Annotated in this window: 24 protein-coding genes; 11 read left to right on the top strand and 13 right to left on the bottom strand. The window is 68.4% G+C overall.

The window, feature by feature from the left end:
- Positions 1-19: 19 nt before the first annotated feature.
- Entirely contained in the window at positions 20-1,639 is a 1,620-nt protein-coding gene (locus ASE02_RS06930; protein WP_162257144.1) for a CHASE domain-containing protein, read from the bottom strand.
- 199 nt (positions 1,640-1,838) lie between these two features.
- Between ASE02_RS06930 and ASE02_RS06925 the strand changes: the two genes are divergently transcribed.
- Positions 1,839-2,021 carry a DUF4169 family protein gene (locus ASE02_RS06925; RefSeq protein ID WP_056732498.1) on the top strand — a complete coding sequence of 61 codons (183 nt, stop codon included), beginning with the start codon at positions 1,839-1,841 and terminating at the stop codon, positions 2,019-2,021.
- 114 nt (positions 2,022-2,135) lie between these two features.
- On the opposite strand, the gene ASE02_RS06920 is transcribed toward ASE02_RS06925, so the two are convergent.
- Positions 2,136-2,924 carry a Coq4 family protein gene (locus ASE02_RS06920; RefSeq protein ID WP_082601905.1) on the bottom strand — a complete coding sequence of 263 codons (789 nt, stop codon included), beginning with the start codon at positions 2,922-2,924 and terminating at the stop codon, positions 2,136-2,138.
- Between the two features lie 116 nt (positions 2,925-3,040).
- Between ASE02_RS06920 and ASE02_RS06915 the strand changes: the two genes are divergently transcribed.
- The gene (locus ASE02_RS06915; protein ID WP_056732495.1) at positions 3,041-3,253 is read left to right on the top strand and encodes a ribbon-helix-helix domain-containing protein; all 213 of its coding nucleotides are present in this window, start codon (positions 3,041-3,043) and stop codon (positions 3,251-3,253) included.
- A gap of 25 nt (positions 3,254-3,278) precedes the next feature.
- Here the strand turns inward: ASE02_RS06915 and ASE02_RS06910 are convergent, their stop codons facing one another.
- The 3 genes from ASE02_RS06910 to ASE02_RS06900 all read right to left on the bottom strand — a co-directional run bounded on the left by ASE02_RS06910 (position 3,279) and on the right by ASE02_RS06900 (position 4,521).
- Positions 3,279-4,025 carry a polysaccharide deacetylase family protein gene (locus ASE02_RS06910; RefSeq protein WP_056732493.1) on the bottom strand — a complete coding sequence of 249 codons (747 nt, stop codon included), beginning with the start codon at positions 4,023-4,025 and terminating at the stop codon, positions 3,279-3,281.
- 67 nt (positions 4,026-4,092) lie between these two features.
- Positions 4,093-4,296 carry a hypothetical protein gene (locus ASE02_RS06905; RefSeq protein ID WP_056732491.1) on the bottom strand — a complete coding sequence of 68 codons (204 nt, stop codon included), beginning with the start codon at positions 4,294-4,296 and terminating at the stop codon, positions 4,093-4,095.
- A 3-nt stretch (positions 4,297-4,299) separates the two neighbouring features.
- Complete coding sequence (locus ASE02_RS06900; RefSeq protein WP_056732489.1) at positions 4,300-4,521, bottom strand: hypothetical protein; 222 nt, start codon at positions 4,519-4,521, stop codon at positions 4,300-4,302.
- A gap of 99 nt (positions 4,522-4,620) precedes the next feature.
- Between ASE02_RS06900 and ASE02_RS06895 the strand changes: the two genes are divergently transcribed.
- Together ASE02_RS06895 and ASE02_RS06890 are read left to right on the top strand one after the other, a co-directional pair.
- Entirely contained in the window at positions 4,621-6,960 is a 2,340-nt protein-coding gene (locus ASE02_RS06895) for an ATP-dependent helicase (RefSeq protein WP_056732487.1), read from the top strand.
- 233 nt (positions 6,961-7,193) lie between these two features.
- Entirely contained in the window at positions 7,194-8,102 is a 909-nt protein-coding gene (locus tag ASE02_RS06890; protein ID WP_056732486.1) for an alpha/beta fold hydrolase, read from the top strand.
- Here the strand turns inward: ASE02_RS06890 and ASE02_RS06885 are convergent.
- A complete protein-coding gene (locus ASE02_RS06885; protein ID WP_056732483.1) occupies positions 8,099-8,485 on the bottom strand; it encodes a hypothetical protein in 387 nt (128 codons plus the stop codon). The two genes, ASE02_RS06890 and ASE02_RS06885, sit on opposite strands and share 4 nt — an antisense overlap.
- 157 nt (positions 8,486-8,642) lie before the next feature.
- Between ASE02_RS06885 and ASE02_RS06880 the strand changes: the two genes are divergently transcribed.
- From ASE02_RS06880 to ASE02_RS06865, 4 genes are all read left to right on the top strand, one after another.
- Positions 8,643-9,971 carry an O-antigen ligase gene (locus ASE02_RS06880; protein ID WP_162257143.1) on the top strand — a complete coding sequence of 443 codons (1,329 nt, stop codon included), beginning with the start codon at positions 8,643-8,645 and terminating at the stop codon, positions 9,969-9,971.
- Positions 9,971-10,351 (top strand): hypothetical protein, encoded by a 381-nt coding sequence (locus tag ASE02_RS23160; RefSeq protein WP_156405941.1) that lies wholly within the window; start codon positions 9,971-9,973, stop codon positions 10,349-10,351. Before ASE02_RS06880 ends, ASE02_RS23160 begins: the two co-directional genes overlap by 1 nt.
- Before the next feature lie 41 nt (positions 10,352-10,392).
- Complete coding sequence (locus tag ASE02_RS06870; RefSeq protein WP_056732476.1) at positions 10,393-11,259, top strand: 50S ribosomal protein L11 methyltransferase; 867 nt, start codon at positions 10,393-10,395, stop codon at positions 11,257-11,259.
- A gap of 88 nt (positions 11,260-11,347) precedes the next feature.
- Positions 11,348-11,779 carry a hypothetical protein gene (locus ASE02_RS06865; protein WP_056732473.1) on the top strand — a complete coding sequence of 144 codons (432 nt, stop codon included), beginning with the start codon at positions 11,348-11,350 and terminating at the stop codon, positions 11,777-11,779.
- On the opposite strand, the gene ASE02_RS06860 is transcribed toward ASE02_RS06865, so the two are convergent.
- From ASE02_RS06860 to ASE02_RS06845, 4 genes are all read right to left on the bottom strand, one after another.
- Complete coding sequence (locus ASE02_RS06860; protein ID WP_056732471.1) at positions 11,776-12,357, bottom strand: GNAT family N-acetyltransferase; 582 nt, start codon at positions 12,355-12,357, stop codon at positions 11,776-11,778. The genes ASE02_RS06865 and ASE02_RS06860 overlap by 4 nt on opposite strands.
- Positions 12,358-12,711: 354 nt before the next feature.
- Complete coding sequence (locus ASE02_RS06855) at positions 12,712-13,374, bottom strand: zinc ribbon domain-containing protein (RefSeq protein ID WP_056732469.1); 663 nt, start codon at positions 13,372-13,374, stop codon at positions 12,712-12,714.
- A 10-nt stretch (positions 13,375-13,384) separates the two neighbouring features.
- On the bottom strand, positions 13,385-13,618 hold the full coding sequence (locus ASE02_RS06850) for a hypothetical protein (RefSeq protein WP_056732467.1): 234 nt from the start codon (positions 13,616-13,618) through the stop codon (positions 13,385-13,387).
- 87 nt (positions 13,619-13,705) lie between these two features.
- Positions 13,706-14,176, bottom strand: a complete 471-nt coding sequence (locus ASE02_RS06845; protein WP_056732465.1) for a hypothetical protein — start codon at positions 14,174-14,176, stop codon at positions 13,706-13,708.
- 804 nt (positions 14,177-14,980) lie between these two features.
- Between ASE02_RS06845 and ASE02_RS06840 the strand changes: the two genes are divergently transcribed.
- A complete protein-coding gene (locus tag ASE02_RS06840) occupies positions 14,981-15,322 on the top strand; it encodes a hypothetical protein (RefSeq protein ID WP_156405940.1) in 342 nt (113 codons plus the stop codon).
- Positions 15,323-15,395: 73 nt separating this feature from the next.
- On the opposite strand, the gene ASE02_RS06835 is transcribed toward ASE02_RS06840, so the two are convergent.
- Entirely contained in the window at positions 15,396-15,740 is a 345-nt protein-coding gene (locus ASE02_RS06835) for a GIY-YIG nuclease family protein (RefSeq protein WP_056732461.1), read from the bottom strand.
- 120 nt (positions 15,741-15,860) lie between these two features.
- Between ASE02_RS06835 and ASE02_RS06830 the strand changes: the two genes are divergently transcribed.
- Together ASE02_RS06830 and ASE02_RS06825 are read left to right on the top strand one after the other, a co-directional pair.
- The gene (locus ASE02_RS06830; protein WP_056732459.1) at positions 15,861-17,045 is read left to right on the top strand and encodes an MFS transporter; all 1,185 of its coding nucleotides are present in this window, start codon (positions 15,861-15,863) and stop codon (positions 17,043-17,045) included.
- Between the two features lie 37 nt (positions 17,046-17,082).
- Entirely contained in the window at positions 17,083-18,900 is a 1,818-nt protein-coding gene (locus ASE02_RS06825; protein WP_056732457.1) for an aminopeptidase P family protein, read from the top strand.
- 155 nt (positions 18,901-19,055) lie between these two features.
- Here the strand turns inward: ASE02_RS06825 and ASE02_RS06820 are convergent, their stop codons facing one another.
- Both ASE02_RS06820 and ligA read right to left on the bottom strand, forming a co-directional pair.
- Complete coding sequence (locus tag ASE02_RS06820; protein WP_200957623.1) at positions 19,056-19,466, bottom strand: EVE domain-containing protein; 411 nt, start codon at positions 19,464-19,466, stop codon at positions 19,056-19,058.
- A 138-nt stretch (positions 19,467-19,604) separates the two neighbouring features.
- The gene (gene ligA / locus ASE02_RS06815) at positions 19,605-21,941 is read right to left on the bottom strand and encodes an NAD-dependent DNA ligase LigA (RefSeq protein WP_056732455.1); all 2,337 of its coding nucleotides are present in this window, start codon (positions 21,939-21,941) and stop codon (positions 19,605-19,607) included.
- Positions 21,942-21,976: the final 35 nt, after the last annotated feature.

Genomic DNA, 21,976 nt, shown 5'->3' with positions numbered 1-21,976 from the left:
GCTCGCAGGCGATTGGGTTTCAAGCCGCCGAACCTAATCGCAGCATCTCCTCCTCCACCCCGGAAGGCGGCAGCCGAAAGACGATGGTGCAGACCGCCCCGGTCGGCGGGAACGACAGGTCGACCACGCCGTCCAGCTGATGGGCCAGGCCGCCGACGATGACCCGCGATCCGAACCCGCGCCGGGTCGGGGATTTGACCGGCGGTCCGCCCTCCTCGCGCCAGACGATCCGCAGTTGGCGGTCCTGCCCGGCGGGCGTGACCTTCCAGCCCACCTCGACCCGCCCGTCCGGGCCGCAGAGCGCGCCGTACTTCACGGCGTTGGTGGCCAGTTCGTGGAACGCCATGCCCAGCGCCACGGCGGTGTTGGGCGCCAGCCAGACCTCCTCGCCGGTGATCGAAACCCGCTCGCCTTCGGCCCCGCCATAGGGCGCAAGCTCGCTCCTCGCCAATTCGGCCAGGCTCGCGCCGCGCCAGTTGTCGCGGGTCAGCAGGTTATGGGCCTGGGACAGGGCGATCAGCCGAGCCTCGAAGCTCTCGCGCACGCTGCCGACATCGGTTCCATGGCGCAGGCTTTGGGCGGCGATCGACTGCACGGTGGCGAGCGTGTTCTTCACCCGGTGGTTCAACTCGTCCAGCAGCAGCTTCTGCCGCGCCTCGGCGGCGATCCGGGCGACGATCTCGCGCTCGGCGGCGACGCGGGCGCGCACCTGCCGCCAGGTGGCGAGGCCGATCAGCAGGCTGACCAGAGCCCCTGTCGCCATGAACTCTAAGGTCAGGCCGGCCTCCGAGGCCCGCGCGTCGTCCGGTCGTCCCCGATAGATAATGGTCCATGTCCGGCCGGTGATATTCAGCTTGCGGGTCGCCGACAGGCCGTCCTCGCCGGCCACGGGGGCCGTCGACCGATAGAGCAGGGTCGCGGCGCTCGGGCGGCCGTCATAGACCGCATAATCGAACCCGGCCGGCCGGGCGGACGCCAACACGCTGCTCAGCAGGTCGCCCGCGCGGAACGGCGCATAGACGAAGCCCAGCAGCCGGCTGCGGCGCTCGGACACGCTTTCCGGCACGTCCCCGCCTTCATAGACCGGCTCGTAGAGCAGGAACCCCGCCTGGTCGCGATCGACCGCGTTGATCAACTCCACCTTGCCCGACAGCGCCGGCGCGCCGGTGTCGCGTGCCCTGTCCATGGCTTCGCGACGCACTGGGGACGCGTGCATGTTGAAACTGGGGGCGACGGCGTTCCGCAGGTCCGCGGGTTCCAGATAGATGATCGCGTGCGTCTCGCCCTCGCTAGGCGGCAAGTCGAAGTCGGGCATGCCCTCGGCGCGCATGCGGGCGATCAGCCGCGGAGCCTGGCCCGGCGGGATGCGGATCGAAAAGCCGATCCCCTCAATGCCGGGATAGCGGCGGGTCAGCTCCACCCGCTCGGCGAAGGCCCGGAACTCCGAACGGTTCACATCCTGGCTGGCGGCGAACAGGCCTGCCCCGGCCCGCAGCACGGCGATGTAGGTGTCCAGGCGCCCAGCGACCGCGTCGTTGGCCTCATCGACGACGGCGTCGAACCTCAGCTGCTCGCGCGCCAGCCGCCCCTGCTCGATCAGGTATCCGCCAGCGCAGGTGGTGATCAGGCCTATGGCCACGACCAAGGCGGGCAGAGCCAGATTGGGCCAGCCACGAACGCTGTTCCGCAACCTTCTAAGCAGCTCTATCGCCAAGGCTTTCCCCCCGACCTGAGTGCTGTCTGCGTGCGCCATTCCTATGGAGATGTCGAGAAAAGCCCAACCCGGCTAGGTTGTTCGCCGTCGACCTTCAGATACCGCTCGCGGTAAGAACGGGGCCATGAGCAACGTCGTGAACCTCAACAAGGCCCGCAAGATCAAGGATCGTCTGGGGGCCCGAGATCAGGCCCAGGAGAACCGCGTGAAGTTCGGCCGCGCCAAGAGCGAAAAGGCCGCCGCCAAGGCGCAGGCGGACAAGGCGCGCCGCGCCCTCGACGGCGCCAAGCGCGAACCCGAGGCCTGAGAGCCCAGGATCTGAAGGAATGGCGATGGGTGGAGGAGGCTCGACACTCCCCCACCCGCCTGGCGCATCCGCGCCATCCGCGCGCCGTCCCCCCGGATCAGCGCACGAAGTTTGTTACATCTTGCTGGGAACGGCGCTGTCGCGCGCCTCGGGCGGAATGGCGTCGTAGAGCGTCGGCGGGCTGATGCCGAGCCGCTTGCGGGCGACCTCCAGCGGCTCGTTCAGCAGCCGGTCGTAGTCTTCACCCAGCAGCCACGCGGCGGCCTTGCCGCGCCTATAGCCCTGCCAGATCGCCTTGGCGTAGGGATGCTCGCCGCCGCGCGAGCGCAGGGTCGCGCCGACCGCGATCAGCGCCCAGCCCAGGCCCTTGGTCTGGGCGTAGGAGAACGCCACCAGGCAGGACTCGCCCAGGCCGTCGCGGTGATAGCCGGACAGGATGTGCCAGATGTCGTGAATGTCGCGCGTCCGGCGGCCGAACCAGGCGTAGGGATGCTGGATGTCGATATCATTGCCGTCGATGCGGCTGATCTCGGCCAGGCCCTCGGCGGAGAGCTGCTCGGCGCGCACGAAGTCGCGATAGATCGCGCCGACGCTGCCGTCCTTGAAGGAGTCGAGCCAGGCGTCGTCCATCAGCCGAACCGCCAGTTCCTCGCGCTCATAGGCGATGCGACCGCCCTGCACGGTGGTCAGCAGGCGCTGATAGCCGTCGGCGGTGGCGGTCCCGTTCAGGGCCCGCATGATCTCGAACACCTGGCCGGTGTCTTCTTTGTCGTTCAGCAGACGCTGCAGCGCCTTCAGCGCCGCGCCCCAGTGGAGCTTCGGCTTGGCCAAGGGCGTCGGCCCCGCGGCGGGGCCGGCTTGGCGACGGATCGGGGCGTCAAGGGCGTCAGCGGTCATGGCCATGGGGGGCAGCCTCAAGCAAACAACGTTCGGATTGAAAGTGACGCCAGCGTCATCTTTTGGCAAGGCGCGAATTGAACACTTGGCCGCGACGTGGCGCCTGGGCCACAAGGGCGGTCATGCCACGGCTGCGCAAACGTTCGATCCTGCTCTCCGGCCACGCCACCTCGATGGCGCTGGAACCCGAGTTCTGGGCGGTCCTGGACGAGATGGCCCTGGTCCGGGGCGTCAGCCTCGCGGGCCTGATCGCCCAGATCGACGAGGGCCGGGCCGATCGCGCCCTGGCCTCGGCCTGCCGCGTCGCCGCCCTCGCCTTCGCAAAGGCGTCCTGACCAGGCGTTTGCATCGCTGAGCGCCCTAATGGATCCGCGCCAGGGCGTCCTTGACCGGCAGGATGTCGAGGCCGGCCGCCTTGGCCGCCAGGATCATCCGCTCCAACTGCTTGGGGCTGCAGCCGTAGGGCGAAGACCGATCGCCGACGTCGTGGCCATAGAGCACCAGCCAGGCGCCTTGGGCGGCCGCCTTGACGGCGACGGCCTCCATGTCGAAAGTGGCCAAGCTCTTGCTCTCGAGGCCGATGGACACCAGGCCCGCGCGGTCGACCTTGCCGTTGTTGACGCCACGGAGGACGCCGCGCGCGCACTTGAACCGCTTGGCGACCGAACGCTTCGTGCCGATGGACCAGTCGCCGAACGGATAGGCGAAGGTCTCCATGGCGTAGCCGTCCAGGCGCTCGGCCACCCAATGGGCGTTACGGTCGATCGAGGCGTGGAACTCGGCGGCCCGCGCCTTCAGCGCGCTGATGTGATCAAAGGTATGGCAGCCGATCTCATGCCCGGCCTCCGCCACGGCCTGCAGATGGGCGACCTCGAACTGCCGCATGTCGTCGTGGACCTGGCCACACAGGCTGCCGGACACGTAGTAGGTTGCGTGCACTCCGTGGTCGGCCATGACCCGGCCGCCCTCCGTCCAGGCGCTGATTGGGAAGTCGTCAAAGCTCAGGCTCATCATGCCGCGCTGCGAGCCGACCGCGATCGGCGCCGCCCGCGAAAGCGGCGCGATCCGAAGCCGCACCTGGTCGAGCAAGGTCAGAACTCTGGCCATCGGGTCCCACAAACAGCGAAGGCTGCTCGGTCAGGTTGCCGCAAAAGGCTCTCGATTGAGTTACCGCCTAGGGCCTCGGCTTCACGTCCGGCAGCGGCGCCGGCGTGGGATTGGTCGGCACGGCGATGATCGGCGAGGCCGGTCCGATGCCGGCGGACGGCGGGTTGAGCGCACGCATCAGGACTATGAAGCCGAACACCAGCACGAATCCGATCAACGCCCAAAGCAGGAGCGGGATCGGCTTGCGCGGCCTGGGGTCCTGGTCGTTCACGGTCTATTTCGGCGTCGGGATCGGGGGCGTTGGGATAGTCGGGACATCAGGAATGGGCGGCGCCTTAGGCAGATCGATATCCACATTGATGCTGGCCGGCAGGTCCCGCTCGACCACTCTGCGTCCCGCATAGGCGAAGTAGCTGACCACAGCGACCGCGATGATCACGCAGCCCAATAGCAAGGTCAGCCAGGTCGCGGCTCCGCTTCTCGGATTCTCGGCCATAACCTCCTCCGTTGGTTGTCATGGTCGCGAGAAAGAACGAACCGCATCCGGCGCGGTTCCGGTCTTAAGCCCCAGCTCGTTTGTGCTACATATGTTCCAATGTCAGTGCCTGAATCGTTCGACAACGCCCTCCCCGCCGCCCGCGTCAGCGACCTCGCGCGCGTGCGCGGCCCCGACTATCTCGAGGGCCTGAACCCCGAGCAGCGCGCCGCGGTCGAGGCGACCGAGGGGCCGGTCCTGGTGCTGGCTGGCGCCGGCACCGGCAAGACCCGCGTGCTGACGACGCGGCTGGCCCACATCCTGGCCACCGGCCGGGCCAAGCCGTGGGAACTGCTGGTCGTCACCTTCACCAACAAGGCCGCGCGCGAGATGCGCGAGCGGATCACCCACATCATCGGCCCGGCCGCCGAAGGCCTGCGCTGGCTGGGCACCTTCCACTCGGTCGCCGCCCAGATCCTGCGCCGCAACGCCGAGCTGGTGGGGCTGAAGTCGAACTTCACTATCCTCGACACCGACGACCAGGAACGGCTGATCAAGCAGGTGCTGGAGGCCGAGAACGTCGACGCCAAGCGCTGGACGCCCAAGGCCATGGCTGGGCTGATCGACCACTGGAAAAACCGCGGCTGGACGCCGGACCGGCTACCGCCGTCCGAGGGGACCGAGTTCGCCGGCGGCAAGGGCCAGACCCTCTACCGGCTCTATCAGGAGCGCCTGCGGGTGCTGAACGCCTGCGATTTCGGCGACCTGCTGCTGCACAACCTGACGATCTTCATGAACAATCCGGACGTGCTGGCCGACTTCCACGAGCGGTTCAAATACGTGCTGGTCGACGAGTACCAGGACACCAACGTCGCCCAGTACCTGTGGCTGCGGTTGCTGGCCCAGAAGCGCCAGAACGTCTGCTGCGTCGGCGACGACGACCAGTCGATCTATGGCTGGCGCGGCGCCGAGGTGGACAACATCCTGCGTTTCGAGCGCGACTTCCCGGGCGCGACGGTGATCCGGCTGGAGCGCAACTACCGCTCGACCAGCCACATCCTGGCCGCCGCGTCTGGGCTGATCAAGGCCAACAAGGGACGGCTGGGCAAGACGCTCTGGACCGAGAGCAATGACGGCGAAAAGGTCATCATCCGCGGGGTTTGGGACGGCGAGGCCGAAAGCCGGCTCGTCGCCGAGGAGATCGAGCGCGCCAAGAAGGGCGGGACCGAGAAGGAGCCGCGCAAGTTCCGCGACATGGCCATCCTGGTCCGCGCCTCGTTCCAAATGCGGGCCTTCGAAGAGCGCTTCGTGATGCTGCAGATCCCCTACACGGTGGTCGGCGGCCCCAGGTTCTTCGAGCGGGCGGAAATCCGCGACGTCCACGCCTATCTGCGGCTGATCCAATCGCCCGACGACGACCTGGCCTTCGAGCGCATCGTCAACACGCCCAAGCGCGGCATCGGCGACACCACCGTCCAGAAGCTGCTGCACATCGCCCGGGTCGGCGGCGTGCCGGTGATGCAGGCCGCCCGTGAGGCGGTACAGACCGACGAACTGGCCGCCCGCACCCGCACGGCCCTGTCCAACTTCCTGCGCGACCTCGACCGCTGGCGCGCCCAGGCCCAGACCCTGCACCACGCCCGCGTCACTGAGCAGGTGCTGGAGGAGAGCGGCTATACCGACGCCCTGCGCCTAGACAAGACGCCGACCGCCCAGACCCGGCTGGAGAACCTCAAGGAACTCGTCCAGTCGATGAGCGCCTTCGACAACCTCGAATCCTATCTCGAACACGTCTCGCTGGTGATGGACATGGACCGCGGCCCCCAGGCCGACGCGGTGCAGATCATGACCCTGCACTCGGCCAAGGGTCTGGAATTCCCGCTGGTCTTCCTGCCCGGCTGGGAGGAAGGCGTCTTCCCCTCGCAGCGCAGCGTCGACGAGAAGGGCGAAAAGGGCCTCGAGGAGGAACGCCGCCTGGCCTATGTCGGCATCACCCGCGCCCGCGAAGAGGCCCGCATCTCCTTCGCCGCCAACCGCCAGGTCTATGGCCGCTGGACCAGCCAGCTCCCCTCGCGCTTCGTCGACGAATTGCCGATCGAGAACGTCGAGGCTGCGTCCGAGACCGGCTACTACGGCGGCGGTCCCGGCATGCAGCAGCACGGCTCACGCTGGGATGAAACGCCCTCGTTCGGCGCCGGCTATTCCTCGCCGGGCTGGAAGCGCGCCCAGGACCGCAATTTCCACGGCAGCCATCCAGGGCGCGGCGCGGTCATCGAGGGCGAAGGCCGGCTGGTCGTCTCCGAATCCTCGGCCGCCAGCGACTTCAAGCGCGGCGAGCGGGTGTTCCACCAGAAGTTCGGCTACGGCAAGATCAAGTCGGTGGACGGCAACAAGCTCACCGTCTCGTTCGACAAGGCCGGCGACAAGAAGGTCATCGACAGCTTCGTCCAGAAGGGCTGAGGGCTCTCCCCACACGCTCGTCATGGCCGGCCTCTTGAGCCGGCCAGCCATAGACTCCGCATTGGGAAATCTGCTCGGGAGCTGCGTGTATGGATCCCCGGGACAAGAGCCCGGGGATGACGAACCTTGTGGTGATGACCTCGCCCAAAACGCCGCTAGGCCGCACCGCCGCCATTGCTCACGCCCGCGCTCTAAGCCAACCTGCCCGCAACCAATCCCTGGGAGGGACCCGCATGCCTGAGATCACCGCCAACGGCGTTCGCCTGCACTATGACATCCACGGCCCGGAGGCCGGCGAGCCGCTGCTGCTGATCATGGGCCTGGGCGCCCAGATGACCCGCTGGCCGATGGAGTTTGTCGATGAGCTGGCCGGCCGCGGCTACCGGGTCATCCGTTACGACAACCGCGACGTCGGCCTGTCGGAGAAGCTGGACGCGGCCGGCGCGCCGGACATGCCGGCGGTCTACACCGCCCTGATGGTGGGCCAGAAGCCGAACGTCCCCTATCTGCTCTCGGACATGGCCGCCGACGCGGTCGGCCTGATGGACGGGCTCGGCGTCGAGCGCGCCCACATTGTCGGCGCCTCGATGGGCGGGATGATCGCCCAGATGGTCGCGGCCGAATATCCGCAGCGGGTGCTGTCGCTGAGCTCGATCATGTCCAGCACCGGCAACCCCGCCCTGCCCCCGGCCAGTCCCCAGGCCATGGAGCGGCTGACCAACCGCGGCCCCGATCCGCAGCATGACCTGGAGGCCTTCCTCGATCACGGCGTGCAGAGCTCGAAAGTCTTGGGCAGCCCCGGCTATCCGGTCGACGAGGCCGAGTTGAAGGCCCAGCTGCGCTCCGACTATCAGCGCTCGTTCTATCCGGTCGGCTTCGCGCGGCAGATGGCCGCCATCGTCGCCAGCGGCGACCGCCGCAAGGCGCTGGCCACGATCACCGCCCCGACCGTGGTGATCCACGGTGCCGACGATCCGCTGGTGCCCAAGGCCGGCGGCGAGGACACCGCGGCCAACATCCCCGGCGCTGAACTGCATCTGATCCCCGGCATGGGCCACAACCTGCCCAAGGCCGTGATCACCCCGATCTGCGACCTGATCGAGTTGGCGACCGCGCGGGCCAGAGCGCCCGCAAGCGCCTAGGCGCGGCGGGCCTTCAGCATCCTGGCCGCCAGCACGCCCAGGCCCGCGATCACCGCGACCGCACCACCGACCAGCGCGGTGACGCCAATCGCTCGTTGCCTATCGGACGGCGCATTGGCGCTCTGGGGATGGACTTCATCGGCGGGGCGGTCACGTCGGAACGTGATCGTCCCCGCCGCCTTGTCGACCGCCTCCACCCGCCAGCCAAGGTCCAGCCAGGTCCGGTGATGCGGCTTCTCGACCTCGCCCACCCACCAGGCGTTCTGCTGGGCGGCCTTGGGCAGCGACGCGCGCAGGACCTTCTCTATGTCCGCGAACGAGGCTCGCCATTCGTCGCCGGCATGGCGCGACAAATGCTCCGACAGGGGCAGGTACTTGCTCATCCAAAGGTCTCCGCGATCGGGGGGCGGCCCATGATGCCAGCCCCCGGCTCAGCCGCCCAAGCGAAAAGAGGCTCGGCGATTGCACCGCCGCCCTGAAGGCGCGAGATCGCGCCGAAATGGGACAGGTCGGATGGGCGATCGGCTCACGGCGATAAGATTGATCGAGACGCTAATGGCGATGGTCATCATCGTCATGATGTCCAACGCCCTGATCGGCCCGGTGCTCGACCCGCTGCAGACCGGCGGCGATTCCAATCCGATCCTGCGCCTCATGTGGCTCCCGATCTACGGCATGACCGGGGTGCTGGCGGCGCTGCGGTTCCCGCAACTGCTCAGGTTCTGGCTGCCTGCCGCGCTCCTCTTCCTGCTGGTCGGCTGGGCGCTGGCCTCGGTCAGTTGGTCTATCTTCCCCGATATCAGCCAGAGACGCGTCGTCGCCCTGGCCGCCACCACCCTCTTCGGCCTCTATCTGGCCGCCAGTTTCAGCGGGCGCATGCTGTCCGAGGTCATCGCCGCGACCTTCCTGTTCCTCGCGCTCGGCAGCTACTTCGTCTGCCTCGCCGTCCCTTCGATCGGCGTTCACCAAGACGTCAACGCCGGCCTCTGGCGCGGGCTCTGGTACGAGAAGAACCAGATGGGGGCGATGATGGTCTATGGGGCGCTGGCCTCGGTCGCAGCGGCGATCACCAGCCCCCCACGTCGACCGCTCTGGCTGTTCAGCCTGGCGCTCTGCATCGGCCTGATCGTCATGACCCGGTCGGCCACGTCGGCCCTGGCGCTCGCGGTCGTGCTGTTCGGCTCGGCGACTCTGGCCTTCATGGGCCGGGGCCCGGCCGCCACGATCACCGCGATCTGGGCCGGCGTCACCGGCGTCCTGCTGCTGGGCGGGTTCTATCTGCTGGCCCCGGACCTGCTCTATGAGGCCATCGGCAAGGACCCGTCGCTGACCGGCCGCACCCAGATCTGGGCGGCGGTGGAGCGGGCCTCGGACAAGTCGCCGTTGCTCGGCTACGGCTTCGCCGCCTTCTGGGACATCAAGTCGGCCCCGGCCAACTGGATCCGCGACCAACTCCAATGGGTGGTGCCGACCGCCCATAACGGCTGGCTCGATCTGAAAATTCAGTTGGGCCAGATCGGCGTCAGCCTGTTCGCCGCGGTCCTCGTCACCGCGCTGATCGCCGGGGTCTTCCGGCATCGCCGCCTGAAGGACGGTTCCTTCGCCATCCTGTTCCTGGCGGTCTATGCTCTGACCATCATGTCGGAGAGCTTCATCCTGGCCTATAACAGCCTTCCGTGGGTGCTGGCGGTGGCCGCCATGGCTCGTGTGCTGGGGCCGGCGCCGCAGACGCAGCCCGCCGCCAGACCCGCCGCGCCGACACCGAGCCAACCCCTACCTGAACCCTGGACGCCGCCGCTGGCCTGGGAGCCGCCGCCGCTGGCGCCGTGGCCGACCGACGCCCCGAGCCGCGCCACCGGCACGAGATGATGCCGAAGCTATCCAACAGAAACCGCTGGCTGATCATCGGCGCGGCGATCCTGGCCGCCGTGGCCCTGGTCGTCGGTCTGGCCCTGAAGCCGAGACCGAACGACTTCGAGGCGACCTCGCGCCGGCTCGACGTCGAGCCTCCTGTCACCACGCCCTATGTGCCGCCCCCTGAGCCGCGCCCAGCGCAACCTGCGCCGACAACACCGCCACCGCCACCGCCGGCCGACCAGCCCGACTATCCGCCGATCGACCACGGCGTCCCGCCGCCGCCGGAGCCGCCTTACGCCCCCGAGCCGCCGCTCCCCCCGGACGCGCCCGAGGCTCCCTGGGCGCCGCAGCCGCCTCAGGCGCCGGAACCTCCAGAGCCCCCGCCCGCCTAAGCCCCCTCGCCTTTCGGCGCTTGTGGCTCTAAAGGGCGCGCATGACCGAAGACGCCGTCCAGATCGTCGCGCGCGGCCCGCGCGCCATAGCCGAAGCCGCCGCCGAGGCCATCGACGCCAATCCGCGCCTCGAAGGCGTGACCTATTCCATCCTGGAAGAGGACGAAGACCGCGGCATCTGGCGGATCGACGCCTTCCCCACTGACTCCGAAGAGGCTGACGGCCTGGTCGCGGCGCTGAGTGACTACCCCGAGCTCAAGACCGTGGTCGAAAAGCTGGCCGACGCCGACTGGCTGGCCATGGCGCTGTCGGGTCTGCCGCCCGTGCGGGCTGGCCGCTTCTTCGTCTTCGGCGCCCACGACAAGGGCCGCGCGCCCACCAACACCGTCAACCTGCGCATCGAGGCGGGCGCCGCCTTCGGCACCGGCCACCACGGCACCACCGTCGGCTGCCTGTTCGCCTATGACCAGTTGATCAAGGCCCGCCGCTTCGACCGCGTGCTCGACGTCGGCGCCGGCACCGGCGTCCTGGCCATCGCCGCGGCCCGCACCGGCAGCGCCAAGGCGGTCGGCACCGACATCGACGCTCCGTCGGTCCGCATCTCGCGCGAGAACGCCAAGCTCAACAAGGCGAACGCCCGCTTCGTCCACGCCTCGGGCCTCGGCCACCGGCTGGTGCGCGACGCCGCCCCCTACGACCTGGTGTTCGCCAATATCCTGGCCCCGCCGCTGGTCGCCCTGTCGCACGACATCAAGGGCGCCTTGAAGCCCGGCGGCTTCGCGATCCTGTCGGGCCTGCTCCGCACCCAGGAGCGCCGGGTGCTGGCCGCCTACCTCTCCAAAGGTTTCCGCCTGCACAAGCGTCTGCACCGTGACGCCTGGGCCACGCTGGTGCTGCGCCGGGCCTAAAGACCGGAACCGGCGCGGGATCGCCACGTTCCTCCGTCCGTCAAAGCGGCCTCTCCGAGCGCCGCCAGATGAGTAGGAGGAGGTTCAAATGGCCAGTCCCAAAGAACCCTATGTCGAAAAGATCGTAATCGAAGAGCCGGCCACGATCCGGCGCGAGGTCGCGCCGGCCCGCAGCTCCAGCTCTGCATGGTGGATCGCGGCCCTGGTGGCGATCATCGCCGTCGCCGGCCTGTTCTTCATGATGAGCGGCCGCACCGCCACCGAAGACGCCCTGCAAGCCGCCCGCGACGGCGGCCGCGCGCAAGCCACCCTCGACAATGCCGCCACGCAGGCTCAGTCGGCCGCGCTCAGCGCCAGCCAGGCCTCGGCCAACGCCGCCGCGAGCATGGCCGACGCCACCCGCTCGGCCGCCGACAGCGCCAGTTCGGCGGCTGAACGCGCGGCTGAAACCAGCCAGAACGCGGCCGCCAGCGCCACTGACGCCGCGACCGACGCCAGCAACGCCGAGCCCAAGAGCTAGGCCCGTTCGGCCCGGCGGGCCTCCCACTCCTCCGCCAGCAAGGCGTAGACGTGGGTGTCCCGCCACCGGCCGCGGATCTCCTGATCCTTCATGAGCGTCCCTTCGCGCCGCATGCCGAGCTTCTCCATCACCCGATAGGAGCCGACGTTCCGCACGTCGCAGGTCGCGAAGACCCGGTGCAGGCCAAGCGTCGTGAACGCCGCCTCGATGATGGCGCCGGCCGCCTCGGTCGCGATGCCCTGGCGCCAGTAGTCCTTGCCGAAGGTGTAGCCGAAGTCCGCCGTGCGGTTGGCCTTGCTCTGGATCGCCAGGCGGATCGAGCCGATCACCCGGCCGGTCTCCAGAAGCTCCACCGCCAGGTTCACCTCATCGCGCGGCCACAGGGCCGACATCGCCACCCAGCGGCCGACGACCTGCGCGGTCACCTCCGGGGTGTTCGGCCCCCAGTCCATGAACTTGGAGACCTCCGGATCGGCGCCGTAGGCATGGACGTCGTCATAGTCGCTAAGCCGCGCCTCGCGCAGCAACAGGCGCTCGGTGCGTATGGGGAACCAGGGTTTCAGCGGGTCTTCGGTCATTTCGAACTCCTTCCGAGGGGCATGCCGTCGGCGGGGTTCGTCTCCTCGACCCCGGCCGGTAGGGCGGGGTCGTGGGTCTTCTAGAGCAGGCGGTCAGCCCACGCGAAGACGCACGGCCCCAAGGGGACCAGACGAATTCGACAGGGTGCGGGCGCTGCGCATGACGCTGTTATGTCGGGGAACGGCGCGGCCGTCTAGATCGCCGCCCCCGTCTCGCTCGCCATGGCCGGCCTCTTGTGCCGGCCACCCATAAACGTCGGCGTTCGAGATTTGCCTGCACCGGTCACGTGTGTGGGTCCCCGGGACAAGCCCGTGCATTAACTGAGGGCGACAGAGAGTCAGCCGGAAAGCCCGTCAGGGCTTCCCGCCGCTGACCTCCCTGGTCATTGGCTCAGGCCAGAATGGTCTCCAGATCGCCGTATAGCGTCGCCAAGACCTGGCCGCGCGCGGGTCCTGGCTCCAGCACGATCCTGTCGATTGGCGCCCGCAACGCCTGGGCGGCCTCGTCGCGCTCCTCGGGCTGGTCCAAAGCTTGAGACAGTCGCCGACCTTGCGCCGATGAAGCTCGGCGACATTGGGATGAATGTCAGGCACATCGCGCGGCGCTTCGGCCAGCTTGGTCTCGATCTCCTCGACCTCGACCTCAAGCCTCCTCAGGCGCTCCATGAGTGGCCTGCTGTAACCGCCGTCTTCAATGGCCGCCACGATACCGCCGATAGCCTTGCGCGCCTCCTCCAGGCGTTCGACGTCGGCGCCGCGATTGGCGCGGCGAAGGTGGTTGAGCCGATTGGTCTCCTCTATGAACGACCGCATCGCCTCGGCGAACGCTTCGGGCTCCATGAGCCGGTCTTGGAGCCCGGCGAGGACACGCGTCTCAAGCACATCGCGCACGATCGTCCGGCTGTTGGTGCAGCCCTTGCCCATGATGTGGCTTACGCAGCCGAACCGGTTGTTGCCGCGCTTGGCGACGGCGCCGCCGCACACGCCGCAGAACAACAGGCCCGCCACGCGGGTCATGACGATCTCCTTAGCTGCCCTGATCGGTCTCCGATCGCGGGGCGTGGTCGTTTGCGGCGTTAAAGCTGCGCTGGAACTCCTCGCGGGCGATCTGGCGGCCGATCAAGCGGGCCAGGGCCAGAACTGCATCTTGCGGGGGTGAAACCGTACCTACAGCGTAGAGAGCGCGGTCTTGGTTGGCGGGGCGGAAGCGTTGGAGCGCGGGGCGCTGGGCGCTGGGCGCTGGGCGCTGGGCGCTGGTCATGGCTGGCGATTCCTGTCGAGCGGAACGCCAAGCCTCGATCCAGGCCCGCAGGGCTTCAACGACGCCTATGCCCCGGTTGACCACGGTTCAGACCCTTCCGCCTTGATCGACCCGCGTTGACCACCCGATCCAGGCCTCCGTGACCAAGGGCTGGTTACAGCCGGGGCAGCGCATGGCGGCCATGTCTCGGGTCGCACCGCTGAGAAGGTGATGAACCTCCTCGTGGTCTTCGGGATCGATCGCTTTGGCCGCCGCAGCGATCTTGGCGGCGATGGCGGTCGGATCGGTGGCAACTGACTGGGGCAGCGACTTGAGCAGCTTCTCGCGCTCTCGGAACAGGCGGGAAAGCTCCCTGTCGATCCGGGCCATCTCCTGCCCCTGCGCCGACTCCAACTGCTCCCGTCGGGTGAGCTTAAACCAGCTGTAGTTTTTCGCGGCGTCGCTTTCCAGATCGCCCCAGCGCATGAGCAGCCGGCGAATGCGAATGTCGGTGGCAACGAACGTGCCGCAACGGTCGGTGAGGCTGTCGGGCGTCGCTGTGCCGGCAGCATTGGCCATGACCGGCGCGGCGCTGGCGGCGCCTATAACGGATCGTCTGGTAATGTCAGGCAGGCGCACAGCGTCGCGGCCCGTCTTTCGACGCGAGCCCATGGTCAGAATCCTAAAACTGCGATTATCCTTTTCCTATCATATCGACACACAAAGATCAACGTAAAATGATCACAAGAGCGCAAAACGATCAAAAAGTGCCGACTGCTGACCAGATTCGCGCGGCACGAGCGCTCTTGGATTGGAGTCAGCCGAAGCTTGCAGAGATGGCCAAGCTCTCGCTCCCCACTATCCGTCGTATGGAAGGCCCACTTGGCCCTGGTCGAAGCACGGTTGCGAACATCGACGCCGTGCTCCGCGCCCTGGAGGACGCAGGCGTCCTATTCATGGAGGCGGGTGAGTTGAAGCCGGGTGGCCCAGGTGTTCGCCTCAAAGCCTAGATCGCGGTTAAGCCGCAGGCGCCTCGCGCCTGATCAGGCTTAACCGCTTGCCGAGCCCAAGCCGGACGGCAAGCTGACGGTCAAGGGTGCGCAAAGCGCATCGCCGGAGGCGGCGGCGCAGCCGCCCTTGATGGGCAGATTAGCGACGGGACGGACACGCGGGGGGTGATGGAATTTAGAGCCAAGCAGATTGCTCCACCTAGGAGCTGGGAGCTGTTCGAGGATCTGTGTCACACCTTGTTCAAGCAGGTGTGGGCCGACCCCCTGGCTCAAACGCACGGGCGTCGGGGCCAGGCGCAGCAGGGCGTCGATGTCTTCGGCTCGCTAAGCGCCGAGCGATCAAGGTTTCACGGGGTCCAATGTAAGGGCAAGGATGCGAACTATCGCCAACGGCCTTTCCGGCCAGAACGCGAGCTGGTTTGCCGAATCTGGAGCGTTTCTGAAAAGCCTTCGGGAGCATGCCCACGGGCATCTCTGTTCAATATTGGCGCTGGTCGATGTCGCGGCCGCGTCGAAGGGCTGGACAGACAGTTTGCAGAAGGTCGGTACCGCGCGCACCGCCGTGGCAATCCTAGTTGATGTCGCCTACAGCGAACCCGGCCAGATCGGCGCGCTTGGCCAGGAACTGCGCGAGCGCTTCCCTATTGCTTCCCTGCCCAAGGGCAAGCCGCAGCTCCTTGCACGGCGCCGTCGCCGGACGCGGCGGCGAAACTAGACCTAAATAGTGGCCCAGACGGAGTGTCGGTTCTGGTCAACGCACGCCCGGGGATGACGATTTGGAGCAAGGGCTAGATCGCCGGCTTCGCGCCCAGCGCCTCGAGCCAATAACGCTCGCGTTCCTTCAACCAGCTCCCCCTGCCGAGCGGCCCAAGCTCGTCGTTCTCCAGCAGTTCGACCACGGAGAACTCAAAACCCTCCTCGCCGCCGTTCGCCTTCCAGGCCGCCTGCATGCCCTGATTGCGGTGCGAGCCTTGGCGCAGGCTGAAGAACGAACTGTTGCGTTGACCATCCAGGTTGCGCGAGGCGCCCACCCAGGTCTGCCCCGTCGCCGTGCAACGCAGGCTGAAGATCCCGATCGGGGTCTTGCGATCCTTGTACTCGCGGATGGCCTCTCGGCGGCTTTGCTTGTCCATCTCCGCCAAATGAGCGTCCTCGCGCGAGATGTCAATTATATCCGGGTAAATTAATTGACCGCGCCTAGGCGTCGACTCTGCTTAGGCCCATAACGACCAGGCAAGTGGGAGCGTCGATCCATGGGAGAGCCCGAGGCCAGCCCGGCCATCACGCCGCGTCGCGCGGTGTGGACCCTCGGCGTCACCCAACTGGTCGGCTATGGCTGCACCAGCTATCTGCCGGCCACGCTAGCCGCCGCGCAAGGCAAGACCCTGGGCGTCTCCACCGCCTTCATCTTCGGCGCCTTCTCAGGCGCCCTGCTGATCTCGGGCCTACTCGGTCCGGTCACCGGCCGGGCCGTCGACCGCCATGGCGCCCGGCGTCCGCTGGCGGCGGGCAGCATCGTCCTGGCCCTGGCGCTGGTCGGCATGGCGCTCTCGCAAAACACCTTCCAACTCGTGGCCGCCTGGCTGGTGCTGGGCGTCGGCATGTCGCTGGCGCTCTACGACATCGCCTTCGCCGGTCTGGTCGGCTGGTTTGGCCTGGACGCGCGCGAGTCGATCACCGGCGTCACCCTGATCGCCGGGTTCGCCAGCACCATCGCCTGGCCGCTCACCGCCTGGCTGGAGGCGACCTTCGGCTGGCGCGAGGCCGCCCTGGTCTGGGCCGCCGCCAACCTGCTGATCGCCCTGCCCCTGCACCTCACCTTGCCCCGCCAGGCGCCCCAGCCCGCCGCCGCCCGACGCAAGGCCGACGAGGAACCCGAGACGCCGCAGCCCGGCGTCGCCCTCCAGATGGTGCTGCTGGCCGTCGCCCTGGCGGTGATGGCGGGGATCGGCTCGATCATGGGCGCGCATCTGCCCCCGCTGCTGATCGGCATCGGGGCCAGCGCCACCGCCGCCGTCGTCGCTGGCATGCTGGTCGGCCCGGCCCAGGTCGCCGCGCGGCTGGCCGAGTTCGCCCTGGTGCGCCGGATCCATCCGCTGGTCTCGGCCCGGGTCGCGGTGGGGCTGTTCCCGATCGGCGCGGGCCTGTTGCTGGCGCTGGGACCTCTGGCCGCCGCCCCGTTCGCCATCCTCTACGGCGCGGGCAATGGGCTCTTCACCATCGTGCGCGGAACCCTGCCGCTGGTGCTGTTCGGGACCAAGAACTACGGCGGCCGGCTCGGCGCGCTCAACGTGCCCGCGCGGCTGGTCGGGGCGCTGGCGCCGCTGCTGTTCGCGCTCGGCCTGGCCAGGTCGGAGCCTAGGGCGCTGGGCGTCCTGATCGCCGCCTGCCTGCTGGCGCTTGGCTGCCTGTTCGCCCTGCGCAAACCCGCGCCCTAGGCTGGCGCGCGGAGGCGCACGCGACTAAGTTCGCGCCATGCGCCAGACCTTCGATGAAAGCACCGATCCCTCCTTCGGGCCCAAGCACGTCCCCTTGATCCGCCAGGCCATGAAGGCCCAGGGGTTGGACGGCTTCCTCGTGCCCCATGAGGACGAGCACCAGAACGAATACCTGCCCGCCGCCAACGACCGGCTGGGCTGGGCCACCGGCTTCACCGGCTCGGCCGGCGCCGCGGTGATCCTGGCCGACAAGGCCGCGGTCTTCGTCGACGGCCGCTACACCCTGCAGGTCCGCGACCAGGTGGACGCCGACGTGTTCGAGATCCGCGACCTCGTCGAGGGCGGCGTCTCGGCCTATCTGGAAACCGCGACCACGCGCGGCCAGACCATCGGCTACGACCCGCGCCTGCACGCCCCGGACGCGCTGGAACGCCTGAAGGCCGCCGCCGCCAAGGCCGGCGCGACCCTGAAGCCGGTCAATTCCAATCCGCTGGACGAGGCCTGGGGCGAGGCCCGCCCGCCGCAGCCCACCGCCCCGGTCGTGCCGCACCCGCTGGAGTTCTCCGGCGAGGACTCAGGCGCCAAGCGCGCCCGGGTCGGCGAGGTCCTGAGCGCCCGCAACGCCGACGCCACCGTGCTGACCGCGCCCTCATCGATCGCCTGGCTGTTCAATGTGCGCGGCGGCGACGTGATCCGCTCGCCGCTGCCGCTCGGCCAGGCCATCCTGAACCGTGACGGCACGGCGCGCCTGTTCCTCGATCCGGTGAAGGTTTCGCCCGAACTGCGCGCCTGGCTGGGCAACGAGGTTCAGCTGGAAACCCCCGACGAGCTGCCCGGCGCGCTCACCGCCCTGAAGGGCAAGCGGGTCCTGGTCGATCCGAGCCAGTCCTCGGCCTGGTATTTCGCCGCCCTGCACCGGGCCGGCGCCGAGGTGGTCCGCGGCGATGATCCCTGCGCCCTGCCGCGCGCCTGCAAGAACGACGTCGAGATCGACGGGACCCGCGAGGCTCACGCCCGCGACGGCGTGGCCGTCACCCGCTTCCTGCACTGGCTGGCCACCGATGCCCAAGGCCGCACGGTCGACGAGGTCGAGGTCGTCACCCGATTGGAAGGCTTCCGCCAGGACACCGGGGCGCTGAAGGATCTGTCCTTCGACACCATCGCTGGCGCAGCCTCCAACGGCGCCATCGTCCACTATCGCCCGACCACCCGGCTCAACAAGCAAGCCGAACAGGGCTCGCTGCTGCTGGTCGATTCCGGCGCCCAGTACCTGGACGGCACCACCGACATCACCCGCACCGTCGCGGTCGGCCAGCCCAGCCAGGAAATGGCCGAGCGTTTCACCCTGGTGCTGAAGGGCCATCTGGCCCTGGCCGCGATCCGCTTCCCGGCCGGGACCACCGGCTCGGCCCTCGACGCCCTGGCCCGCGCGCCGCTCTGGCTGCAGGGGCTCGACTACGACCACGGCACCGGCCACGGCGTCGGCTCCTACCTCGGCGTCCATGAAGGCCCGCAGCGGATCTCCAAGCTGCCGAACTTCGTCGCCTTGCAGCCGGGGATGATCGTCTCCAACGAGCCCGGCTATTACAAGGAAGGCGCCTACGGCATCCGGATCGAGAACCTCCAGTTCGTCACCGAAGCCGCCATGGTTCCCGGCGGCGAGCGTCCGATGCTGGGCTTCGAGACCCTGACCCTGGCCCCCATGGATCGCCGCCTGATCGTGGTGGAGATGCTGACCGCCGCCGAACGCGCGCAGATGGACGCCTATCACGCCCGCGTCCTGAAGGTGATCGGCCCACGCCTGGAACAGGCCGACGTCCGCGCCTGGCTGGAAGGCGCCTGCGCGCCGCTATAGTCCGCGTGTCATCCCGGTTTGCGCAGCAAGACCGGGACCCATTCGCTCCGAGGTCGCGGAAGAGGGCACGGCCAAGCTAGGCCCGCCAAATCTGGTGTTGATGGGTCCCGGACAGCCGCTTCACGGCTTCCGGGATGACACCCGAGAGAGTGTCCCTACTCGCCCGCCATTTTCAGGATGGTCGCCCAATCGGCGTCGCTGACCGGCGAGACCGAGAGCCGGCCTTGGCGCAGCATGGCCATGTCGGCCAGGGCGGGGTTGGCCTTCATCTGCGCCAGCGTCACGGAACGCGGCAGCTTGCGCACCGGCGTCAGCTCGACCGCCACGAACTTGCCGGTGGGATCGCTGGCGTCGGGAAAGGCCTCGCGCGCCACCTGGGCGACGGCGACCACGTCCTTGCCTTCCTGCGAATGGTAGAACAGCACCTGATCGCCGACCTTCATCGCCTTCAGGTGCCCCGCGGCGGCGTGGTTGCGCACCCCGTCCCAGACGGTGCGGCCGTCGCGCACCAGGTCGTCGTACGAAAAAGTCGCCGGTTCGGACTTCACGAGCCAATGAGACGCCACGAGATCCTCCTCCCTCAAATCGTCATGGCCGGCCTTCGTGCCGGCCACCCATAGACTCCGCACTTGCGAGCCTATCCGCAGAGGTTCGTGTGTATGGGTCCCCGGGACAAGCCCGGGGATGACGAATTGAGAAGGGAGCTACCCGCCCACCATCGCCAGCCATTCGTCCTCGGTCATCACCTGGATGCCGAGATCGGTGGCGGTCTTGAGTTTCGAGCCCGCCCCGGGGCCGGCCACCACCAGATCGGTCTTCTTCGACACTGAGCCCGCGACCTTGGCGCCCAGCGCCTCGGCCTGGGCCTTGGCCTCGTCGCGGGTCATCTTTTCAAGGCTACCGGTGAAGACGATGGTCTTGCCGGCCACGGCGGTGTCGGTCTTCGGCCGCTCAGCGGGGATCACCGACAGTTCGGCCAACAGGGCGTCGACCTTGGCGCGGTTGTGATCCTCGCCGAAAAACTCGGCGACCATGCGCGCGGCCACCGGCCCCACGGCGTCCACCGACGAGATCTCGCGGAACTCCTCGCCCGGCATTTCCGACAGTGCGGCCTTGGCCGCCGCCTGGAACGTCGGCCAGTCTCCGAACCGCTCCGCCAGCGACTGGCGCGCGCGGGTGTTGAGGCGCGGGATGGCCAGCCGCAGGTGCTCTTCCAATGAAGCCCCCGCCGGGATCAGCAAGGCCTGGGGATGGCGGGCATAGGCCAAGATCGCCTCGACCGCCGTCGGTCCGACGCCATCCAACTCCGACAGCGCCTGAGCCCCGGCTCCAGGCCGCTGCGCCGCCGCCGCGATCGCCGTCGCGATGAAGTGCTCCACCGTCTCGAAATGCCGCGCCAGCGCCGTCGAGGTGGTCTCGCCGATATGGCGGATGCCCAGGCCGAAGATGAACCGGTCCAGCGGGATCGCCCGCTTGGCCTCGATCCCGGCGATCAGGTTGCGGACCGAGGTCTCGCCATAGCCGTCCGTCGTGCGCAGTTCGGCCAGCTTCTCCTCGTCGCGGGCCAGCCGGAAGATATCGGCGGGCTCCTTGACCCAGCCGCGTTCATAAAAGGCGGTCAGCTGCTTCTCGCCCAGGCCCTCGATGTCGTAGGCGCGGCGGGACACGAAGTGGCGCAGGTGCTCGATGCGCTGAAACGGACAGGCGAACTCGCCGGTGCAGCGGCGCACCACCGTCTCCACCCCGGCCGCCGTGGTCTCCTTGGCCAGCGGCGTCTTCAGCGGACACGGGCAATGGGTCGGGAACTCGAACGGAACCGAGTCGGCCGGTCGCTCATCCAGCACCGGCCCAACAATCTGCGGGATCACGTCGCCGGCCCGTTGCAGGATCACCGTGTCGCCGATCCGCACGTCCTTGCGGGCGATCTCGTCGGCGTTGTGCAGGGTGGCGTTCTCGACCACCACGCCGCCCACCGTCACCGGCCGCAGCCGCGCCACCGGCGTCACCGCGCCGGTCCGCCCGACCTGGACGTCGATGGCTTCCAGAATGGTGCGCGCCTGCTGCGCCGGGAACTTGCGCGCCACGGCCCAGCGCGGCGTGCGGGTGATGAACCCCAGCCGCTGCTGCCAGTCCAGGCGGTCGACCTTGTAGACGACGCCGTCGATATCGTAGCCGAGCTTGGGCCGCACGGCCTCCATCGCCGCGTAGGCGTCCAGCAGCCCCTGCCCGCTGATCACCCGCTGGCTTTCCGGCGTGGTCTGGAAGCCCCAGGACTTCAGCAGCGCCAGCGCTTCCCACTGTGTCTGGGCGAACGGCTGGCTGAAGAGGCCCCAGGCATAGGCGAAGAACCGCAACGGCCGGGTGGCGGTGATCTTCGGATCGATCTGGCGCAGCGAGCCTGCCGCCGCGTTGCGCGGATTGGCGTAAGTCTTCTGACCGGCCGCCTCATTGGCGGCGTTGAGCGAGGCGAACTCCTCGTGGCCCAGATAGACCTCGCCGCGGATCTCGATCACGTCGGGCCAGCCCTGCCCCGACAGCCGCTTGGGGATCTCGGCCAGGGTGCGCAGGTTCTCGGTGACGTCTTCGCCGGTCTTGCCGTCGCCGCGCGTCGCGCCCTGGACCAGGACGCCCTTCTCATAGCGCAGCGAGGCCGACAGGCCGTCAATCTTCGGCTCGGCCGTATAGGCCACCTCCTCGGCGCCCGACAGCCGCAGGAACCGGCGGATCTTGGCGTCGAACTCCAGCGCGTCGTCGTTCGAGAAGGCGTTGTCCAGGCTGAGCATCGGCACGCCGTGCTCGACCGGCGAGAACTGCTCGGCCCGCGCCGCGCCGACCCGCGTCGAGGGCGAATTCTCGCGCACCAGATGCGGGAACGCCGCCTCCAGCGCCGCATTGCGCCGCTTCAGCTCGTCATAGTCGCCGTCCGAGATGCTCGGCGCGTCTTGCTGGTGATAGCGGATGTCGTGGGCGGCGAGCTCGTCGGCGAGCTTCGTCAGCTCTTCGAGCGCCTGCGCCTCGGTCAGTTGGGAAACGTCGGTCATCCTTCAGATCCTCCCCCTCTGGGGGAGGTGGCGCG

The sequence above is a fragment of the Phenylobacterium sp. Root700 genome, from assembly GCF_001429025.1.
In the GTDB taxonomy this organism is placed as follows: domain Bacteria; phylum Pseudomonadota; class Alphaproteobacteria; order Caulobacterales; family Caulobacteraceae; genus Phenylobacterium.
Note: the sequence above shows the minus strand (reverse complement) of the source record. Positions and strands in the feature narration are given on the sequence as shown.

Excerpts from the sequence above, each read along its gene's own strand:
- ASE02_RS06925 (WP_056732498.1), top strand. The coding sequence starts at position 1,839 with ATGAGCAACGTCGTGAACCTCAACAAGGCCCGCAAGATCAAGGATCGT.
- ASE02_RS06920 (WP_082601905.1), bottom strand. The coding sequence starts at position 2,924 with ATGGCCATGACCGCTGACGCCCTTGACGCCCCGATCCGTCGCCAAGCC.
- ASE02_RS06915 (WP_056732495.1), top strand. The coding sequence starts at position 3,041 with ATGCCACGGCTGCGCAAACGTTCGATCCTGCTCTCCGGCCACGCCACC.
- ASE02_RS06910 (WP_056732493.1), bottom strand. The coding sequence starts at position 4,025 with ATGGCCAGAGTTCTGACCTTGCTCGACCAGGTGCGGCTTCGGATCGCG.
- ASE02_RS06900 (WP_056732489.1), bottom strand. The coding sequence starts at position 4,521 with ATGGCCGAGAATCCGAGAAGCGGAGCCGCGACCTGGCTGACCTTGCTA.
- ASE02_RS06895 (WP_056732487.1), top strand. The coding sequence starts at position 4,621 with ATGTCAGTGCCTGAATCGTTCGACAACGCCCTCCCCGCCGCCCGCGTC.
- ASE02_RS06890 (WP_056732486.1), top strand. The coding sequence starts at position 7,194 with ATGCCTGAGATCACCGCCAACGGCGTTCGCCTGCACTATGACATCCAC.
- ASE02_RS06885 (WP_056732483.1), bottom strand. The coding sequence starts at position 8,485 with ATGAGCAAGTACCTGCCCCTGTCGGAGCATTTGTCGCGCCATGCCGGC.
- ASE02_RS23160 (WP_156405941.1), top strand. The coding sequence starts at position 9,971 with ATGCCGAAGCTATCCAACAGAAACCGCTGGCTGATCATCGGCGCGGCG.
- ASE02_RS06870 (WP_056732476.1), top strand. The coding sequence starts at position 10,393 with ATGACCGAAGACGCCGTCCAGATCGTCGCGCGCGGCCCGCGCGCCATA.
- ASE02_RS06865 (WP_056732473.1), top strand. The coding sequence starts at position 11,348 with ATGGCCAGTCCCAAAGAACCCTATGTCGAAAAGATCGTAATCGAAGAG.
- ASE02_RS06860 (WP_056732471.1), bottom strand. The coding sequence starts at position 12,357 with ATGACCGAAGACCCGCTGAAACCCTGGTTCCCCATACGCACCGAGCGC.
- ASE02_RS06855 (WP_056732469.1), bottom strand. The coding sequence starts at position 13,374 with ATGACCCGCGTGGCGGGCCTGTTGTTCTGCGGCGTGTGCGGCGGCGCC.
- ASE02_RS06850 (WP_056732467.1), bottom strand. The coding sequence starts at position 13,618 with ATGACCAGCGCCCAGCGCCCAGCGCCCAGCGCCCAGCGCCCCGCGCTC.
- ASE02_RS06845 (WP_056732465.1), bottom strand. The coding sequence starts at position 14,176 with ATGGCCAATGCTGCCGGCACAGCGACGCCCGACAGCCTCACCGACCGT.
- ASE02_RS06840 (WP_156405940.1), top strand. The coding sequence starts at position 14,981 with ATGCGAACTATCGCCAACGGCCTTTCCGGCCAGAACGCGAGCTGGTTT.
- ASE02_RS06835 (WP_056732461.1), bottom strand. The coding sequence starts at position 15,740 with ATGGACAAGCAAAGCCGCCGAGAGGCCATCCGCGAGTACAAGGATCGC.
- ASE02_RS06830 (WP_056732459.1), top strand. The coding sequence starts at position 15,861 with ATGGGAGAGCCCGAGGCCAGCCCGGCCATCACGCCGCGTCGCGCGGTG.
- ASE02_RS06825 (WP_056732457.1), top strand. The coding sequence starts at position 17,083 with ATGCGCCAGACCTTCGATGAAAGCACCGATCCCTCCTTCGGGCCCAAG.
- ligA (WP_056732455.1), bottom strand. The coding sequence starts at position 21,941 with ATGACCGACGTTTCCCAACTGACCGAGGCGCAGGCGCTCGAAGAGCTG.